The sequence below is a fragment of the Aeromonas sp. R4-3 genome (genome assembly GCF_040908275.1).
Classification (GTDB): Bacteria; Pseudomonadota; Gammaproteobacteria; order Enterobacterales; family Aeromonadaceae; genus Aeromonas; species Aeromonas rivipollensis.
Genome location: NZ_JBFODK010000045.1, coordinates 37,530 through 55,993 on the forward strand (window position 1 = coordinate 37,530; position 18,464 = coordinate 55,993).

General features: G+C 64.9%; 17 protein-coding genes. 6 read left to right on the top strand and 11 right to left on the bottom strand.

Translation table 11 applies throughout. The annotated features are described in order from the left end of the window. Positions 1-71: 71 nt before the first annotated feature. Complete coding sequence (locus tag AB5Y91_RS14010; RefSeq protein ID WP_368170070.1) at positions 72-1,679, bottom strand: ATPase RavA domain-containing protein; 1,608 nt, start codon at positions 1,677-1,679, stop codon at positions 72-74. A gap of 225 nt (positions 1,680-1,904) precedes the next feature. On the opposite strand from AB5Y91_RS14010, the gene AB5Y91_RS14015 reads away from it, so the two are divergent. Then, entirely contained in the window at positions 1,905-2,339 is a 435-nt protein-coding gene (locus AB5Y91_RS14015) for a hypothetical protein (protein WP_368170071.1), read from the top strand. Positions 2,340-2,437: 98 nt separating this feature from the next. Further along, positions 2,438-2,887 (top strand): ribosomal protein S18-alanine N-acetyltransferase, encoded by a 450-nt coding sequence (gene rimI / locus AB5Y91_RS14020; protein WP_368170093.1) that lies wholly within the window; start codon positions 2,438-2,440, stop codon positions 2,885-2,887. A 94-nt stretch (positions 2,888-2,981) separates the two neighbouring features. Here rimI and AB5Y91_RS14025 read toward each other — a convergent pair whose 3' ends face one another. After that, positions 2,982-3,524: a hypothetical protein gene (locus AB5Y91_RS14025; RefSeq protein ID WP_368170072.1), complete on the bottom strand. Its 543-nt coding sequence runs from the start codon at positions 3,522-3,524 to the stop codon at positions 2,982-2,984. Between the two features lie 180 nt (positions 3,525-3,704). Between AB5Y91_RS14025 and AB5Y91_RS14030 the strand changes: the two genes are divergently transcribed. After that, positions 3,705-5,495: a long-chain fatty acid--CoA ligase gene (locus AB5Y91_RS14030; protein ID WP_368170073.1), complete on the top strand. Its 1,791-nt coding sequence runs from the start codon at positions 3,705-3,707 to the stop codon at positions 5,493-5,495. 75 nt (positions 5,496-5,570) lie between these two features. On the opposite strand, the gene AB5Y91_RS14035 is transcribed toward AB5Y91_RS14030, so the two are convergent. From AB5Y91_RS14035 to AB5Y91_RS14050, 4 genes are all read right to left on the bottom strand, one after another. Continuing rightward, a complete protein-coding gene (locus AB5Y91_RS14035) occupies positions 5,571-6,785 on the bottom strand; it encodes an aldose 1-epimerase family protein (protein ID WP_368170074.1) in 1,215 nt (404 codons plus the stop codon). Positions 6,786-7,032: 247 nt separating this feature from the next. Next, positions 7,033-7,725, bottom strand: a complete 693-nt coding sequence (locus tag AB5Y91_RS14040; protein WP_368170075.1) for an aspartate/glutamate racemase family protein — start codon at positions 7,723-7,725, stop codon at positions 7,033-7,035. 87 nt (positions 7,726-7,812) lie between these two features. Beyond that, on the bottom strand, positions 7,813-8,403 hold the full coding sequence (locus AB5Y91_RS14045; RefSeq protein WP_368170076.1) for a LysE family translocator: 591 nt from the start codon (positions 8,401-8,403) through the stop codon (positions 7,813-7,815). 102 nt (positions 8,404-8,505) lie between these two features. After that, positions 8,506-9,102: a LysE family translocator gene (locus tag AB5Y91_RS14050; protein ID WP_368170077.1), complete on the bottom strand. Its 597-nt coding sequence runs from the start codon at positions 9,100-9,102 to the stop codon at positions 8,506-8,508. 116 nt (positions 9,103-9,218) lie between these two features. Here AB5Y91_RS14050 and AB5Y91_RS14055 point away from each other — a divergent pair, with 116 nt between their 5' ends. Beyond that, entirely contained in the window at positions 9,219-10,592 is a 1,374-nt protein-coding gene (locus AB5Y91_RS14055) for a PLP-dependent aminotransferase family protein (protein ID WP_368170078.1), read from the top strand. A gap of 29 nt (positions 10,593-10,621) precedes the next feature. After that, the gene (locus tag AB5Y91_RS14060; RefSeq protein ID WP_368170079.1) at positions 10,622-11,086 is read left to right on the top strand and encodes a hypothetical protein; all 465 of its coding nucleotides are present in this window, start codon (positions 10,622-10,624) and stop codon (positions 11,084-11,086) included. Between the two features lie 98 nt (positions 11,087-11,184). On the opposite strand, the gene AB5Y91_RS14065 is transcribed toward AB5Y91_RS14060, so the two are convergent. The 3 genes from AB5Y91_RS14065 to AB5Y91_RS14075 all read right to left on the bottom strand — a co-directional run bounded on the left by AB5Y91_RS14065 (position 11,185) and on the right by AB5Y91_RS14075 (position 15,287). Further along, positions 11,185-12,498 (bottom strand): sodium-dependent transporter, encoded by a 1,314-nt coding sequence (locus tag AB5Y91_RS14065; protein WP_289986867.1) that lies wholly within the window; start codon positions 12,496-12,498, stop codon positions 11,185-11,187. Between the two features lie 421 nt (positions 12,499-12,919). Beyond that, positions 12,920-14,233: a sodium-dependent transporter gene (locus tag AB5Y91_RS14070; protein ID WP_368170080.1), complete on the bottom strand. Its 1,314-nt coding sequence runs from the start codon at positions 14,231-14,233 to the stop codon at positions 12,920-12,922. A 214-nt stretch (positions 14,234-14,447) separates the two neighbouring features. Next, a complete protein-coding gene (locus tag AB5Y91_RS14075) occupies positions 14,448-15,287 on the bottom strand; it encodes an isopenicillin N synthase family dioxygenase (RefSeq protein ID WP_368170081.1) in 840 nt (279 codons plus the stop codon). A gap of 198 nt (positions 15,288-15,485) precedes the next feature. On the opposite strand from AB5Y91_RS14075, the gene AB5Y91_RS14080 reads away from it, so the two are divergent. After that, on the top strand, positions 15,486-16,049 hold the full coding sequence (locus AB5Y91_RS14080; RefSeq protein WP_106884903.1) for a DUF2799 domain-containing protein: 564 nt from the start codon (positions 15,486-15,488) through the stop codon (positions 16,047-16,049). 37 nt (positions 16,050-16,086) lie between these two features. Here AB5Y91_RS14080 and AB5Y91_RS14085 read toward each other — a convergent pair whose 3' ends face one another. Together AB5Y91_RS14085 and AB5Y91_RS14090 are read right to left on the bottom strand one after the other, a co-directional pair. Continuing rightward, positions 16,087-16,908: a Cof-type HAD-IIB family hydrolase gene (locus AB5Y91_RS14085; RefSeq protein WP_163149191.1), complete on the bottom strand. Its 822-nt coding sequence runs from the start codon at positions 16,906-16,908 to the stop codon at positions 16,087-16,089. A 243-nt stretch (positions 16,909-17,151) separates the two neighbouring features. Further along, complete coding sequence (locus AB5Y91_RS14090; protein ID WP_289980968.1) at positions 17,152-18,390, bottom strand: MFS transporter; 1,239 nt, start codon at positions 18,388-18,390, stop codon at positions 17,152-17,154. Positions 18,391-18,464: the final 74 nt, after the last annotated feature.

Below are 18,464 nucleotides of genomic sequence, written 5' to 3' on the forward strand. Positions count from 1 at the left end.
CCTATGCAAGGGACGCTCGGCGCCATGCGGCAGGCGGCCAGGCGCTTGGGGCCACGTCAGTCCAGAGTGCATCAGGCATCCAGCCTGGGCAGGCGATCCCGCCACTGCTGCAGCTCCTCGCCCAGCCGTTCCAGATCCCGGTTCAGCACGAAGAAGCTGTCCTCCACCTGACGCAGCCAGTGCTCCCCGACAAAGAGATGGGGCTGGTGACGATCGAACAGGCTGCGCTGCCCCTTGAGGCTCTGCTGCACCCGGACAACCTGGCTCGCCAGCTCACCGAGCTCGGCCTGCCAGGGTGCCGTCACCACCTCGGGGATGGGGGTTCGCTCCACCAGCACCAGGGGCACGGGCTGGCGCTGGACATCCAGCACGTGCAGCCGCAGCTGTTCGTCGAGCACCAGCTCGTAGTGCCCCTCCTTGGGGTTGCCAAGGGGCCAGCCTACCAGCGCCTCCCCATTGGGGTGCCAGTGGGAGAGCAGGGTGCGATCGAAGGTGAGGGTCTCGGTCAGCCGTTCGGGATCCCCGCCATCCAGGGGCGCCGGGGTGAGCAGCTGGAAGTGCACCTGCTTGCCGAAGGGTTTGGCGTTGGCGAGCGGCAACTCGGTCCCGCGGGCGCGGCGGCCGAACCACTGCTTGCGCTTGACCGCCTTGCAGGCGAGGCGCTGGGCGACGACCCCCCTCAACTGCTTGAAGCGCTCGCGCAGGGCCAGCAGCTCGCGGGTCAGCACCAGCTGCTGGTAGCCGTAGAGGCGGGAGAACTCGCCGATCATCTCCAGCAAGGCGGTGCGGGAGGCCTCGTCGTGCCAGAGGCAATCCTTGAACAGCAGCAGATCCAGCGGGGCCACTTCGTCGCGGCCGTTGAAGAAGGCGCTCGCCTTGATGAGCCTGACCGCCTTCTTCCAGCGCCGATCCGACACATAGCAGCCGTGACCCAGCTGGCTGTCGAGCTGCTGGCGCAGCTGGTAGATGAGCTCGAAGCAGGCGTCGGGCAGGCGTACCTGCTCGATCTCCTCCTGCCAGGCCTCGTACTCCTCCCCCCGGATCTGCACCGAGGGGGGCAGGTTCTGGTGGGATTGGCCATCGCTCGCCAGCATGGCCTGGAAGTTGGACTTCTCCTGCACCCTGTCCATCCAGATCCGCACCAGCATACGATCGTAGAGCGCCTCCAGCCCGCTGTCCGGGGCGGGCAACTCGTTCGAGGCGGTCACCAGCAGCCGCATGGGAATGGGGTGCTGGCTGTCGCCGTTGCGGAACTGCCGCTCGTTGATGGCGGTGAGCAGGGTGTTGAGGATGGCCGGGCCCGCCTTCCAGATCTCGTCGAGGAAGACCACCTCGGCCTCCGGCAGGTAGCCGTGGGTCAGCCTCAGGTACTTGCCATCCTCCTTGAGCGCCTGGATGGAGAGGGGGCCGAACACCTCCTCCGGCGTGCTGAAGCGGGTCATCAGGTATTCGAAGTGGCGGGCATCGTGAAAGGCGAGCTTGAGGCGCCGCGCGATCAGGCTCTTGGCGATGCCGGGTGGGCCCAGCAGGAAGACGCTCTCGCCACTCAAGGCCGCCAGCAGCCCGAGCCGCAGGGCATCCTGGCGCTCATAGAGCCCCTCCCCGAGGGCGGCCAGCAGCCGTGGCAGGCGCTCATGGATGGGGGTGGCACGAACAGTATTCTGGGCTAAAGGCGGCATAGGCACAGTTCCGAAGCTGGTATTGTCATAGTGTCCGCAGGGGCCGGCCTCTGGCCCCGCCTCACTGTCATAGTCTGTTGAATCTGTTCATCCCGCGATCGGGGTCGGGATCCTGCACGGCCCTGGCGGGACAATCCCGGCACGCAAGGGGGTGCAGCAAAACCTGCGAGAGTGTACTCTGCGCATCAGAATTTACCCCAACGCAGATCAAGAGTGAGCCTTCGCATGCAAGATCCCCTGCTGGACCCACTGCGTCAGCGCATCCTGGCCAGGATGGGCATCCCCCTCTGGCAACTGAGAGCCCGGGGCCTGCCAGGCAAACCGGCAGAAGCTGCTGCAACCCGGCAGCCGCCAGTGACCCTGGCGGCAGAGGATGCGGCAGCCCCACGCCAGCCGGTGGCGGTGCCGACCGGCAAGCTGTGGCTGCAGGCCGAGGCGCTGCCCGCGCCCTCCCTGCTCGGGGATATCTGCCAGTGGCTCGGCATAGGCACGGACGAGGTCTCCTTGCTCGGCGAGCTGCCCGAGGGGATGACGCCCCCCCTGCTCTGGCTGACGGCCCCGGATCCGCGCTGGCCCCATGCCCTCGTCTGCCCGCTCAAGCCCAGCGCGGCGCACAAGCGCGCCCTGTGGCAGCAGTGCCGGCAGCGCCAGCCCGGTTGAAGCGGCCAGCCGCCAAATCCCTTGAAGCCACGACCATGGCATGACCATGCCGTCCGTCGCAAGTCCGAATCCCGTCCGGAGTAACCATGTCTGACCTCTTGCCCAGATTTCGTCCCCTGCTCGAATCCGATTTCGATGCCATCTATCCCATAGAGCAGGCCGCCCACCAGGAGCCCTGGAGCCAGGCCAACCTGCTCTCCTGCTTCGGGCCGCGCTATCTCAATGGCCTGATGCTGGTGGAAGGCCGCCCCGCCGGCTTCTATATCTCGGATCTGGTGGCGGGAGACAGCTCCCTGATGAACATCTGCGTGCACCCCGAGTTTCAGGGCAAGGGGCTGGGCCGGGCGCTGCTGAAAGAGTATCTGGCCCGCAGCAAGGAGAAGGGGGCCGAGGCCTGGTTCCTGGAGGTGCGGGCGGGCAACCGCACCGCCATCAGCCTCTACGAGAGCGAGGGGTTTGCCGAGTATTGCCGCCGCGCCGACTACTACGGCACCGGCCAGGATCGGGAAGACGCCGTGCTGATGTCCCGCCTGTTCGACTTCGGCTGATCCCCCCGGCTTGGGCCGGGAGGCCATCCGCAATGGACAAGGGGACTATACCGTCCCCTTGTCGCTCTCCTCATCCCGACACCCCGGTCACCCCTCAGGGCAGGGGGGCATTGTCGATGGCGGGGTCCTCCAGGCTGAGGGTGACCCTCAGCACCGCCTCGAAGGCCGCCCCCGAGAGCGGCATGAAGAAGCCGCGCCCGTAGGTGACGCCGGGCATCCAGATCTCCTGGATATCCACCACCACCTTGATGGGCCTAAGCGGCTCCCCCGGTCGCTGCACATAGATGCCGGGCGCTGTCGCCACCTGCGGGAAACGCCGCAGTATGTGCTCGCTGCCATCCCCCGCATCCGGGTTGAGCCGCACCTTGGCCAGCCCCGCCAGGGCGGACTGCATCTCGGGGGCGCGCCACAGCTCGTTATTGAGCGCCTTGCAGCGTCGGCATTTGGCGCGCTCTATCACATAGAGCAACGGGAATCCTTCCCTCAGCGCCAGCCGCTGCGCCTGCTCATAGCCCTCGGCCCCGCTCAGCCAGGGATTGTCCTGACCCTCGGATCCACCAAGGACAAACCAGAGTGCACCGGCTCCCGCCAGCAGCAACAACATGCCCGTCAGCAGACTCTTGACTCCGATCCCCATGGCGCACCTCCCTGAATGAATCCGACCCTCGTCCTTATCATGCCTGACTCTCCCCGAGTTGACGACTTTGTGATCCAGGACAAATGGCGCACACTTGTAAGCTGTAATGTTAGAGTTTAAACTCCAGCCCCGATTTTAGTGCCCCTGCGGGCGCACAACTGTTACTTGAGGATGATTTAGATGTCGCAGCTTCATCTGGTTAGAGTGATGCGTGAGCGTATTGCCCGCCTTGGCAACAAGGCCGCCCTGCGCGTCCAGCAGGATGGCCAATGGCGCGCCATCGGCTGGCGTACCCTGGGCCAGGCCATGGACTACTGTGCCCAGGCGCTGATCCGCGCCGGCCACCAGCCCACCGAGATGGTCGGCATCTATGCCCGCAACATGCCGGAATGGACCCAGGCCGATCTTGGCATCCTGGCCGCCCGCGGCGTCAGCGTGCCCATCTACCCCACCAGCACCCTGGATCAGCTGCGCTACATAGTGAAGGACGCCGGCATCAAGCTGCTGTTCGTGGGGGAGCAACCCCAGTTCGATCAGGCGCTCCTGCTGCTCGAGAGTGGCGAGATCAACCAGATAGTCACCCTGGACGGCACAGTCGATCTGCGCGGCTGCGAGCAGGCAAGCCACTTCCAGACCTTCCTCTCCTCCGGCAACCATCAGCCGAGCGAGCTGGCACTGCGGATGCGTGAACAGCACTACCGCATGGATGATCTGCTGACCCTGATCTACACCTCGGGCACCACGGGTGAACCCAAGGGGGTCATGCTCGACTTCAACAACATCGCCGCCTGCTTCGAGATGCACGACCGTCGCCTGGATCTTGGCGAGCAGGATGTGTCCCTCTGCATGCTGCCGCTGAGCCACGTGTTCGAGCGCGCCTGGAGCTACTACGTGCTCTATTGCGGCGCCGAGAACGTCTATATCCGCGATCCCCAGAAGGTGATGGAGGTGATTGGCGAGGTGCAGCCGACCGTGATGTGCGCCGTGCCGCGCCTCTACGAGAAGGCCTACGCCATGATCCAGGCCAAGGTGGCCCAGGCCCCGCGCCTGCGCCGCGCCCTGTTCGGCTGGGCCACCGGGGTCGGCAAGCGGATGGTCGCCACCCGCCAAGCCGGCAAGTCCGCCTCCCCCCTGCTCTACCTGCAGCTGGCCCTGGCCGAGCGGCTGGTGTTTCGCAAGCTGCGTGCCCGCTTCGGCGGCCGTACCCGCTTCCTGCCAGTGGCGGGCGCTCGCCTCGCGGACGACGTCAACCTCTTCTTCCAGGCCATGGGGCTCAACCTCAAGTACGGCTACGGCATGACAGAGACCACAGCCACCGTCTGCTGCTACGAGGACAGCCAGTTCAAGCTGGGATCCATCGGCACCGTCATGGACGGCATAGAGGTCAAACTCGGCGAAAACAACGAGCTGCTGGTGCGCTCACCCACAGTGATGCGCGGTTACTACAACAAGCCACAGGCCACGGCCGAAGTGATGACGGCCGATGGCTTCCTGCGCACCGGCGATGCGGGCGAGCTGGACGACGAGGGCAACATCTACTTCACCGAGCGCCTCAAGGAGCTGATGAAGACCTCCAACGGCAAGTACGTGGCGCCGCAACTGGTGGAGGGGACCCTGGGCAAGGATCGCTTCATCGAGCAGATCGCCATCGTCGCCGACGCCCGCCACTTTGTCTCGGCGCTGATAGTCCCCTGCTTCGAGTCCCTGGAGGAGTACGCTCGCTCCATCAATCTGCAGTACCAGTGCAAGACGGAGCTGCTGCGCCACTCCAAGGTGGTGGAGTTCTTCGAGGCACGGATCGCGGATCTGCAACAGGAGCTGGCCAAGTTCGAGCAGGTGAAGAAGTTCACCCTGCTGCCGAGCGCCTTCTCCATGGAGCTCGGGGAGATCACCCCCACCATGAAGCTGCGCCGCAAGATCATCGAATCCAAGTACCAGAGCGAGATCGAGGCCATGTATAGCCATGTCTGAGCCCAGCCACGGCTGATCCCTCATATGGCATGAAAAAGCCGCTCATGGAGCGGCTTTTTGCTATAAGTCTGCCACTCAGGGCAGCTTGACCAGGGGCTGCTCCCGCAGCTCTGTGGGGCGGCCGGCCTGGATCTTCTCCACCTGGGCCAGGGCCTGCTTCACCTCTTCCCCATTGCGCAGCAGGCGATAGATCAGATCGAAGGTCTTGGTCTCGCCGGGCTGGATCCTGGGCACCAGCCCAAGCGGACGCTGGTACTTGGTGCTGTAGGCATAGCTGGTGCCGGGCTCGATGCCGGTCACATAGCCCTGGGCCCGGGTGTCTGTGTTCTTCCAGAGCGTCAGCACAGGCAGCTGGTGCGTGTTGTAACCCACAGCCACCCCGACATTGCCCGCTTTGTTGTTCAGCACCGCCAGGGTATTGCCCTCGGCATCGCTGTAGGGCACCAGGTTGAACACCATCTCGTCGAAGCCCTTGGTCGGCCCCAGGTAGCTTTGCCAGCCCTTGAGCCCCGCCTTGGCGTAGTCGTTGAACGGGGAGATCTGCTTCACCGGGGTGCTGACCCGCGCCCCCTCCTCCAGGATGGGCGCCCCGAAGTTGCCGTGATAGATGATCTGGTACTCGTTCTCGTAGTCCGCGTGGTTGGTCAGCTTGTCCTGCAGGGCAAACTCCGCCTGACCGGGCACCACGCTCAGCTGGGTCCAGGTGACCAGCTCGCTCATCTTGAAGGTGCGCTCGTCCACCCGGCCCCGCACGTGGATGGCGTGGGGCGGCTCCTCGTCCACTGTCACGCTGACCACGGACGCCGGTATGTTCTGCACCCGGCCGTGCAGGCTCTTGAGTCGGCCGTCATCGTCCACCCCGGGGTGGCCTGTCCACTCGTAACCGCAGCGCACCAGCATCTCGTTGAAGCCATCGAGCCAGCCGAGACCGGCGCGGCTCTCCAGATCGATGAAGGCCGGGTTGACCACCTCCTTGACCGGAGAATCCCAGCCGAGGCGCACATCGGCCCCCTTGACCTCCTTGATCCCCATGCCACGGGTCGGCACCAGGGTGATCTTCATCACCCCGTTGTCGACGATGAGCAGATCCACCCCCTCCTGGCGCCCGCCGTGCAGGCGCTTCTTCTCGATGGAGAAGGGTACCGGGCTCTTGATCCCCAGCTTGTCGCTGGTGATCTTCCAGTCCCCCACATCCAGCCCCTGCTGGGAATCGGTCAGCAGGAATTCGGCGGCCTGGCCCGAGCTCGCCCCCAGGGCGAGCAGCACGGCAATGGAGAGTCTCTTCAACATGGCTTTATCCTCGTGTCTCTTGTTCTTGTGAGTGGTTTTCGTGAAAGCTGAATCGTTTCAGTGATCGAAAACTAGGCGCCTGACGCGCCAGACTCAAGGGACAAAAGGGGTAAATGTGAGCCGTTTGACAATAAAAGCGTCTATCGGCTTGCTGAAGTGAAGGCTGACTCACAGTTAGGATCGGGGGGAGATGACGGGCAGGAAGGGGGGAGGCGCCGGGGCACCTCCACGGGATTCTTTCTCTGCCCTACTCCAGCGCCCACGCCACGGCAGCGTCGGCGTGAATGGCGGTGGTGTCGTAGAGCGGCACGGCGGCCTGACACTCCCCCACCAGCAGGGCTATCTCGGTGCAGCCCAGGATCACGGCCTGAGCCCCGGCCCGGGCCAGATCGGCGATGATGGCCAGGTATTCGACCCGGGACGACTCGCGAATATCACCGAGGCAGAGCTCGTCATAGATGATGCTGTGCACCCGCTCCCGCGCAGCCTCCTGCGGCACCAGCACCTCCAGCCCGAACTGCGCCTCCAGCCGCCCCTTGTAGAAATCCTGCTCCATGGTGAAGCGGGTACCGAGCAAGCCGACCCGGGTCACCCCGTCAGCCTGCAGACGGCGAGCGGTGGCGTCGGCGATGTGCAGCAGCGGGATCTCGATGGCGGCGGCGATCTCGGGGGCCACCTTGTGCATGGTGTTGGTGCCTATCAGCAGGAAATCGGCGCCACCGGCCTGGAGTGCGCGGGCCTCGGCCGCCAGCAGACGGGCGGTGGCGGGCCAGTCACCGGCATGTTGCAGCCGCTCTATCTCGGCAAAATCGACGCTGTTGAGCAACACCCGCGCCGAATGCAGGCCGCCGAGCCGCGCCCGCACGCCTCGGTTGATCGCCTGGTAGTAGCTGACGGTGGACTCCCAGCTCATGCCACCCAGCAGACCGATACATTTCATAACCGCTCCTTTTCACATCGGGTGACGGCCACCCACAGACAAAAAAGGCCCCGAAGGGCCAACAAGACAGAAGGTAAGGCCAAGGGCCTAAATCCAGATCATCAGCACGCAGGCCGCCGTGGCGATCCCCATGCCGAGGTTAAAGCGACGCCAGCCTCTGGCGGTGCGGATGAGGCGGCGCACCTGGGCACCAAACAGCACCCAGAAGGCCCCGGTATAGAGGCCGGTCACGAAGAAGATGCCGAGCACCCAGCCGGCGGACGGCCAATAAGCCTCCCCCGCCAGGGTAAAGCCGCTGATGGCGGAGAGCGCCATCATCCAGGCCTTGGGGTTGAGCAACTGCAACATGGCCCCCTGATGGGCCGGGATAAGCGGCCGACTGCCATCCGTCGGGCCGCTGGCGGTGGCCACCTTCCAGGCCAGCCAGAGCAGGTAGGCCGAGCCCACCAGCTTGAGGCCGTCGTGCAGCAGCGGCACCTTCTCGAACACCACTCCCAGCCCCAGGGCCGTGGCCAGGATCATCAGGTTGATGCCCCCTACCACACCCACCAGCAGGGGGATGGAGCGGCGAAATCCCTGAGCGGCCCCGGCGCTGGTGAGCAGCATGTTGTTGGGGCCCGGGGTGCCACAGGTGATCAGGGCAAAGCCCGCCAGGGGAAACAACCAGTTCAGATCCATCTCAACCTCATTCAGATACGGCAAGCCTCCTAATATGCAGAGCCAGCGCCCTGACGACAAGGTCAGCAATGCATTTTCTTTGCATGAATAATCAGGCGGTCATTAATACCAGAGCATCACCACACACAGGGCGGTGAGCGCGCCCAGGCTGCCATTGAGACGGCGCCAGCCTCTGTCCGAGTTGATCCAGCGGCTGAGCTGATGACCGAACAGCACCCAGGCAAAGCAGACCGGCAGCCCCGCCATGGGGAAGACGGACATGATGCCCCACATACTCGCCCAGTAATCGTTCCCCGGCAGGCTGAACAGACTGATGGCGGAGATCCCCATCATCCAGGCCTTGGGGTTGAGGAACTGAAAGCCCAGGCCTTCCAGCAGGGTCAGCGGGCGGGCGCGCCTCGCCGGATCGCCGGGGGCACCGGCCACGGCGATGCGCCAGGCCAGCCACAGCAGATAAAGACTGCCCAGCACCTGCAGGCTCAGCTTGAGCAGGGGCCAGCGCTCGAACAGCGGATAGAAACCGAGCGCCAGCACCAGTTGCAGCACCGGCTGGCCCACCACCACACCTATCAGGTGCGGCAGGGTGCGGCGCACCCCGAAGTTGGCACCGGATGCCGTCAACATCAGATTGTTGGGCCCCGGGGTGCCGCAGGTGAGCAGGGCGAAGCCAAACAGGGTGGCATACCATTCAATGGTCATGAGGTGACTCCTTTCTTGTCACATTGTATCGGTACAATGTGAGCTATCGGGTTGTTAACAGGCTGATTATCACGCTATATTGGGGACAATATTGGATCAATGGATTTATTGTCACCATGACAATCTGGACACCCGACCTCACTCCCTTCGAGGGCCCCCTCTACCTGAAACTGGTCAAGGCCATAGAGCAGGCCATTGCCGATGGCGCCCTGCCTCCCCAGACCCGGCTGCCCACCCACAGGGCGCTGGCGGACCGGCTGGGAGTGACTGTGGGCACCATCACCCGCGCCTACACCGAAGCCGAGCGGCGGGGTCTGCTGGCGGCCAGGGTGGGTCATGGCACCTGGGTCAGGGCCGCGGCGGATCCCGCCAACGAATGGGTGATCCGCAACGAGGACAACCAGCGCATCGAGCTGTGGCAGAACTTGCCGGTGCAGCTGGACAGGGCCGCCATCATCAAACCCATGCTGACCGAGCTGGCGGACGGGGATCTCAACGGGTTGCTGGGCTATGACAAGGAGGCCGGGCGTGCCCCGCAGCGCCAGCTGTTCGTCGACTGGCTCGCCGAGCAGGGCATCCGGGGGAGCGAGGACAGGCTGCTGTTCAGCCATGGCGCCCAGCACGGCATCATGCTGGCCCTGCTGGCCACCGGCTGCGTGGGGGAGACTATCTTCTGTGAGGGGCTCAGCTACCCCGGCATGCTGGGCAATGCGCGCCAGCTGAAGAATCAGGTGATGGGGCTGGCGATGGACGAGGAGGGGCTGATCCCCGCCGCCCTGGAGGCCGCCTGTCGCCAGCGGCGGGCCAAGCTGCTCTACCTGACCCCCACCCTGCAAAACCCCACCACGGCCACCATGAGCCTGGCGCGGCGAGAGGAGATAGTCGCCATCGCACGCCGCCATGATCTGCTGATCGTCGAGGATGACGTCAACGGCCTGCTGCCCGAGGTCTCGCTCCCGCCTCTGGTCAATCTGGCGCCGGAGCGGGTCATCTACCTCGGCAGCCTGACCAAGATCGCCTGCGGCGGCCTGCGGGTCGGCTTCGTGCTGGCTCCCCCCGCCCTTCGCAACGGCTTCGCCCAGGCGATGCGGCTGTCGAGCTGGATGGTGAGCCCCCTGCTCATCGAGCTGGCCTGCAAGCTGGTGAGCCAGCACCAGATCATGCCGCTCATCGAGCAGCAGAGACGGGTCCTGGCGCGTCGGGGAGAGCTGCTGCGCCACCTGCTGCCGGGGGCCCGCTGGCAGCCGGGCTCCATGCACGCCTGGCTGCCGCTGCCCGAGCCCTGGCGCAGTCAGGAGTTCGCCGAGGCGGCCAACGCCCTTGACGTCGGGGTCGCGAGCGGAGAACACTTTGCCGCCGGCCAGTTTGCCGCCCCGCAAGGGGTGCGCCTGAGCCTGAGCCAGCCCGCCACCGACGCCCGGGTCGCCGAGGGGCTGGAGCGCCTCGCCGGGCTGCTGCGCGCCGCGCCGCCCACCAATCCCCTGCTATAGTCAGTGGCCCTGATCCCGAAGGAGTGACCATGCTGCCCGTCCGCCCCGCCCTGCCGCTCATCACCCTGTTGCTGGGAGGCTGCGCCTCCCCCGCACATCAGCAGCTGGGCCAGGCTTTGAGTGGCCTGGAAGGGGAGTTGCAACGGCTGGAGGAGGAGCTGGCCGCCATGAACGGGCTCCACTACCAGAAGGCCATAGACGCCCCCCTGGCCCTGCGCCGCTACCTGAGCGCCCCCTCCCCCACGGCTGAGGGCCTGGTGCCCGCCCAGAGCCAGCTGCAGGACGGTCCCCTGCTGCGCTACGACTACCGCCTGCCAACCACAATGACCCGGCTGCCCACGGACAACCCCTGCCTGCGCTACGAGTTCGAGCTGCGCCACCTCGGTCGCCTCGGCCAGCTCGCGCTCGCCTGGCAGGGGAGCGGCCATCAGGGCAGTCAGCTCATCCGCCAGCGCGACTGCCCCTTCTCCGCCAAAGGGCCCGGCCTGCAGTGATCCCGCCCCAGATGTGATCAGGGGTTGGCCTGTGGCCAACCCCTGTGTTCATCTACGACTCGATCCGCGCGACTCCAGCATCCGCCACGGGGCGACGGCTAGATCAGACCCCGCACCAGGATACCGGCGATCAAGAGCGGCGCCACCAGCCGCCAGCACCAGAGCAGACACAGACGCAGGGCCGGGGAGAGCCCCTCGGGCAGTATGCTCTCCCCCAGTCGCCAGCCCAGCAGCAGGGTCAGCACCAGGCCGAACAGCGGCATCATCAGGTTGGAGGTGAGGTAGTCCAGCAAGTCGAAGAGGGTCTTGCCAAACAGGGTGTAGTCGGCCCAGGGACCGAACGACAGGCTGACCGGAATGCCGGAGGCCATGATCAGCAGGGTCAGCACCCGGCAGGCGCCACGGCGCGACCAGCCCCACTCCTCGCAGGTGAAGCGCACCAGGTGCTCCAGCATGGAGATGGAGGAGGAGAGCGCCGCCACCAGCAGCAGCAGGAAGAAGACCACCCCCAGCCCCTGACCGAACGGCAGGTGACTGAACACGGCGGGCATTGTCATAAAGGTGAGCCCTGGCCCGGCAGTCGGGTCTATGCCGGTGGAGGCCAGCGCCGGGAAGATCATCAGCCCCGCCAGCACAGAGATGAGGCTCGCCAGGGTCACTACCCAGACCCCTGAGCGCAGCACGCCTTCGCTATTGGGCAGGTAGGCGCCGTAGGTGGTGTGTACCCCAAGGCCGATGGAGAGGGAGAAGAAGGCCAGCCCCAGGGCATCCAGCACGCTCTGGCCGGTCAGCATGGAGAAGTCAGGCAGCAGCAGCTGACGCACCCCGGCCATGGCCCCCGGCATGGAGAGACCCACCCCCACCAGCAGCAGCATCATGACGAAGAGGGCCGGCATCATCCAGCGCAGCGCCCGCTCCACCCCCTTCTGGATGCCCCCCTGCACGAACCACCAGGTCAGCCCGGCAAACACCAGGTGAGTCAGCACAGGCCACCAGGGATGGCTGACATAACCGTTGAACAGGGCGGTCAGCGCAGAACCCTCGCCGAGGTTGAGCTTGCCCATCACCGCCAGCGCCGCATAGCCCACGGTCCAGCCCCCCACCACGCTGTAGAAGCTGTAGATGAAGAAGCCGCAGAGGATCCCCATGTAGCCCATCCAGCGCCAGTTCGGCCCCACCAGCCGATGGAAGGCGCCGAGCACCCCGCGCTGGCTGCGGCTGCCGAGCAGGGTCTCCCCCACCAGCACAGCCACCCCCAGGGTGAAGCTGAACAGCAGGAACACCAGCAGGAAGGCGCCGCCGCCATTGGTGGCGGTCACATAGGGAAACTTCCAGATGGCGCCGAGGCCGATGGCCGTGCCGGCCGCCGCCAGCACATGACCGAGACGGGAAGACCACTGAACCTGGCTCATACAACCTCCGGGGAAGACAACATCGAATCGATACTCCATGGGTAAGTGCAACCTGGGTCGCAACAAAAAGGCCGCCCGGGGGCGACCTTTGCAATGAACATTCAGACTGAGTGCGCGTGCAGGGTCACCTCTCTTGCGAGCTGAAAAATCGGCCGAACCGGGCGATGAGGGGTGACATGCTATGGATAACCTGGACGCAAAAAAGGAGCCACAGCCTAAACCACGGCAAGAGAAGTTGACAGCCAATAGTCCATTTTCGCCCTCAAAACAGAATATTTACCAACCCACATGTCGATTATTGAATCAAAGTTTCAACAAACCTCTATTTAATGGATTTTTCGAGGCAGTCAATCCTGTCAGCGAGGATGCCCTCTGAGCCCGGGTAACGGGCGGGCCCGGAGGCCCACCTGCACGGCAAGGGTTACAGCAGACCCCGCACCAGGATGCCGCCGATGAGCAGGGGCGCCAGCCAGCGCCAGCAGCCCATCAGCAGGGCGCGCCAGTGCGGCGCCAGCCCCTGGGGCAAGGCACGCAGGCCCAGCTGCCAGCCCAGCAGCAGGGTGAGCGCCAGCCCGAACAGGGGCATCATCAGGTTGGAAGTGATGAAGTCCAGAAGCTCGAAGATGTTCTTGCCAAACAGGGTCACCTGCGCCCAGGGGCCGAACGACAGGCTGACCGGGATGCCCCCCGCCATCACCAGGGCGGTGATGAGACTGCAGGCAGCACGGCGCGACCAGCCCAGGCTCTCGCAGACGAAGCACTGCAGGTGCTCAAGCAGGGAGATGGAAGACGAGAGCGCCGCCACCACCAGCAGGGCGAAGAAGACCACCGCCAGCCCCTGGCCGAAGGGCAGTTGCTGGAACACGGCCGGCATTGTCATGAAGGTGAGGCCGGGGCCTGAGGCGGGATCTATGCCGGTCGCCGCCAGCACGGGGAAGATCATCAGGCCCGCCAGCACGGCGATCAGGCTCGCCAGCAGCACCACCCAGAGACTGGAGCGGCCCACCCCTTCGCTGGAGGGCAGGTAGGCGCCATAGGTGGTGTGGATGCCCAGCCCGATGGAGAGGGAGAAGAAAGCCAGCCCCATGGCGTCGAGCACACCTGACATGCCGAGCTTGCTGAAGTCCGGCATCAGGAAGTGGCGCACCCCGGCCATGGCATTGGGCAGGGTGAGACCGAAGGCCACCAGCAGCAAGATCATGATGAAGAGTGCCGGCATCATCCAGCGCAGGGTGCGCTCCACCCCCTTCTGCACCCCGCCCTGCACGAACCACCAGGTGAGGGCGGCGAACAGCAGGTGGGTCAGCACGGGCCAGAGCGGATCCCCCACATAGTCGTTGAAGCGGGCGGTCAGCGCAGCGCCATCCCCCTGTTGCAGGCTACCCGCCAGCGCCATGCCGGTGTAGCCCAGGGTCCAGCCCCCCACCACGCTGTAGAAGCTGAAGATGAGCAGGCTGCACAAGAGCCCCATGGCGCCGACCCAGCGCCAGCGCTTGCCCATCAACTCATCGAAGGCCCCCACCACCCCGCGCCGGGTCAGACTGCCGAGCAGAGTCTCCCCCATCAGCACCGCCACCCCCAGGGTGAAGCTGAACAGCAGGAACACCAGCAGGAAGGCGCCGCCACCGTTGGCGGCGGTCACATAGGGGAACTTCCAGATGGCGCCGAGACCGACCGCCGAACCTGCGGCGGCCATGATATAACCGAGCCGGGATGACCATTGGGACTGCTTCATGGGAACTCCAATCGAGGGGCCCGCCAGCGGGGCCCGAGAAATGGCGCTCAGAGTACGCCCTGGGGCGCGCAATCACTCGGCGAATATCCGTCTTAAAACTGCCTTATTGGCACAAGTTGCCAATAAAATTCGGATAACCAACCAATCGTGCCACAAAATAAAAACCGGAGCGTTTTTGCTCCGGTTCTTGCTGTCATGAGTGTGCGTTTTGGGGCTAGATGACCCCCAGCTCCCGCAGTCGCTCCATCAGGTAGCTGTGGGCTGAGTGGCGCTCGGACAGCACCACGTCCGGGCGCGGGTGCAGGAACAGCGGCAAGGAGATGCGGGATTTGCTGACGCTGCCGCCGGTCGGGTTGATGACGCGGTGGGTGGTGGAGGGGTAATAGCCGTGGGAGGCCTCCTGCAGCATGTCACCTATGTTGATGATGAGAGTGCCAAAGTCGCAGGGCACGTCCATCCACTCCCCGTCAGAGCCCTTCACCTGCAGGCCCGGCTCGCTCGCGGCGGGCAAAATGGTCAGCAGGTTGATGTCTTCATGGGCCGCGGCGCGGATGGCCCCCGGCGCTTCGGTGCCGTCGAACGGCGGATAGTGCAGCACCCGCAGCAGGGTCTTCTGGCTCTCTTCGATCATGGAGGAGAGCGGGCAGCTGTAGTGGGCGGCGATGTCGGCCGGGGTGTATTGCTCCACCCAGGAGAGCAGCTCGGCGGCCAGATCGTTGGCGAGGCGGTAGTACTCCATCGCCTGCGCCCTCAGCTCTTCCGGCATCTGGCCCCAGGGGTAGAGGTGGAAGTACTCCTTGATGTCCTTCTGGGTGTTGCCCTTGGCCACCTCGGACACCGACGGCGGGAAGTAACCGTCCTGGGTCTCGCGGTTGAACAGGAAATCCTGCTTCTGCTCGCTCATGAAGAAGCGATACCAGTTGTCATAGATGGACTGCACCAGCTCCTTCGGGATGGGGTGGTGGGTCAGCACCCCGAAGCCGGTGGTGCGCAGGGATTCGGTGAAGCGCTCGGCCGCGTCGGGGGAGCGATAATCGACGGTCAGGACTTTCATTGTTTTTGTTACGTGCCAGTTAAAAGTAGGCGCAGTTTACCCTGCCTCCCCCGGCAAGAAAAGGTCGCCGGAAGCCCGTTCACAACGGCTTGAAAATAGTGATAAAAACATCATGATACGGCGCCCTCGCCCGGTGCTTGTCCCGGGCGGGCTTCCTCTTCTAGAATGCCCCACCATCCTTGCTGTCGGAGCCCCTTCATGTCCCCCAAGATCCTGCTGTTGACCCTCCCCCTGCTGCTCGCCGGGTGCAGCTCCCTGTCGGAGGAGGAGTGCCGCGCCATGAGCTGGTACAACCAGGGTTATCAGGACGGGGAGCAGGGCAAGACCAGGACGGCCACCCGTGACTACAAGCAGACCTGCGGGGAGTACGGCCTCAGGGTGGACGAAGACGAGTGGCAGCGCGGCTACGCCAAAGGGCTCGAGCTCTATTGCATCCCGGAGCTTGCCTACAGCAAGGGGCGGGAGGGGAACGAATACCTGGGGGTCTGCCCCAACGATACCAGCTTCCTCACCCAGTTCGAGCGCGGCCGCAAGGAGTTCCTGCTGGAGCAGCGCCTCGGCGAGCTGCAACAGGAGCTGGAGCGCACCGAGCGGACCATCTATCAGCTGGATCAGCAGATCCGGGGCGAGAGCGACAGCAAGCAGCGCGACTACTACCGGGCCCAGCGCGAGCGCGCCATCCGCCACTACGAGGGGGTACGCCGTGACTACAACCGGATCCGCTTCCCGGATCGGGTGATCCAGTTCTCCTTCGGGAGCTGACAAACAAGGGGCCGCACTGGCCCCTTTCTGTTGCCCCTCAGGCGGGCAGGACCCAGCGCTGCAGCGCCAGGGCTATGCCGTCTTCGTTGTGATCGGCGGTGACCCTGTCCGCATGGGCCTGGATCTGGGGCGCCGCATTGCCCATGGCCACCGCCAGCCCCACCTGCTCGAACATGCTGATGTCGTTGTTGTTGTCGCCAAAGGCCACCACTTTCTCCATCGCTATCCCCTCGCTCGCCGCCCACTGGGCCAGCCGGTTGCCCTTGCTGCACCCGGGCTGCACCAGCTCCACCGCATAGGGCGCAGCCCAGTCCTGGGTGAAGGGCAGTTTCTGCACCACCTCCCCCACGAAGCGGTGCAGCAGGCCGGGATCCTGATTGAACAGCTCCAGTTTCCAGATGGGCTTTTGCAGCCAGCTGTCGATATCCTCGGCGGGCAGCAGGGAGACCTTGAGGTGATCCGGCTGGTTCGCCGACCAGCGCCGCATCCGGCCCACATGCTCCTCGCAGCCGAGATAGCCTATGCCTCCGTCCAGGTGGAACAGGGCACCCATCTGCTGCGCCTGCACCTCGGCCAGCAGGGCGGTGAGCGGCGCCACCGCCAGGGGATCCCCGGCCAGGATCCTGCCTTGCGCCGGATCATAGAGGTAGGCGCCGTTGCTGCAGATGAGGGGGGTGTCGAGGGCCAGCTCATGATGGAAGGGACGGGCCGTCATGAAGTGGCGGCCCGTCACCAGCAGCACCTTGATGCCGTGGGCGCGGGCCTGGGCCAGGGCGGCCCGGGTCGCGGACGAGATCTTGTGATCCCGGGTCAGCAGGGTACCGTCCATATCCAAAGCAATGGCCTGAAAACGACTCATATCACCTCCAAGAATGTCGAAACGAATGCGGCACCGTACAATCCCGCGTCCAGCGCAATGGCTTGATAATGACTCATATCACCTCCAAAGACTGTGCATCGCGGGGCGCATGATGAAGGCCTGTGCTGGCCAGGTTCGCCGAGCGACGGGGTAAAAGGGGACAAAGAGCCATACCGTCCCAAACTCGGCGCCGGGATGCAAGCCCCGCCTGCCACCCCGGCGCCGATCTGTGATCCAGCCGCCTCAGCCCGGCTCGACGCAGGCGGCCACAGCACTTCGTCTGTCCGCCCGTCTGCGCAACCCGTAGAAACCGAGGGCGCAAATCACGCCGCAAAGCGCTGCCAGATAGAAGGGCCACTCGGTGCCTGCCAGCAGCGCCAGGCTGCCCAGCACCACCGCCAGGATCTCGCTGCCCACCGCCAGGCCGCGGTAGATCCCCATCGCCTGCCCCTGCTGGCTGGCATGGCTGCGGTTGGAGATGGCCACCGAGGTGGCAAGCTCCCCCAGGCTCATGCCGATGCCGGCCGGAATGAAGGTGAGCGCCAGCCCCCACCACTGGGTCGGCAGAATGAACATCAGCATGCCCGCCGCCATCACCAGATGCCCGACTATGCCAAGGGAGCTGCCGCGCCAGTGCCGGGCAAGCTGCTCCCCCAGCCAGGAACCCAGCATCATGGGCACGCTCACCAGCACGGCGGCCTGCGCCAGCTGCACCGGACCCCAGGCCAGCCGCTCCACCAACCAGACGTTGAAGTAGGTGAAGTAGAGCTGCACGGCCCCGTAGCTGAGCAGGGTCAGCACAAAGTAGGGCAGCAGGCGAGGTTGCAGCAGCAGTTGGCGGGTCGAGAGGGAGGCCAGCTCCTGCTCGGCGGGCACCGGCGGCCGGTTGGGCAGCAGCCAGAGCACCAGCAGCAGGTTGCCCACCGTCATGGCCACCGCCAGCCAGGCCGCCAGGCTGTAATCCCCGGACACCACGGCGGCATAGCCCCCTATCATGGGGCCCAGCACCCAGCCCAGGTTCATGCCGATGTTGATGCGGGCGAAGTTGCGCGCCTTGGTCCTGGTGGTGCTCATGTCCGCCGCCATCGCCTGCACTATGGCGATGTCGCCGTTGAAGAAGCCCTCCACCACCCGGCTCAGCAGCAAGAGCGGCAGGGAGCGCCAGGCGATCCCCAGGGCCATCAGCACATAACCCGCCAGCACCCCGACCAGGCAGAGGGTCAGCACCGGCTTGCGACCATGACGATCCGACAGCTTGCCCAGCCAGGGGGCCCCCAGCAGTTGAAACAGCGGATAGAGCCCCATGATGACCCCGAGCCACAGCTTGCGACTCCAGTCAGACGCTTGTGGCGTCAACATGCCCTGGGCCGGATCCAGCATCAGCGGCGCCAGCACAGGCGAGGGTAGACTGAAGCCCGCCACCGCCAGGGTCACCGTCATCACCAATACCCAGAGGGTCGCCTGTCCCTTGATCCCTTCCATCTTCGCCCCATTAAATAAAGTTATTTGTTTATTTATATTGCGAAGGGAACGGCATTAAGTAAAGTGAATTGTTG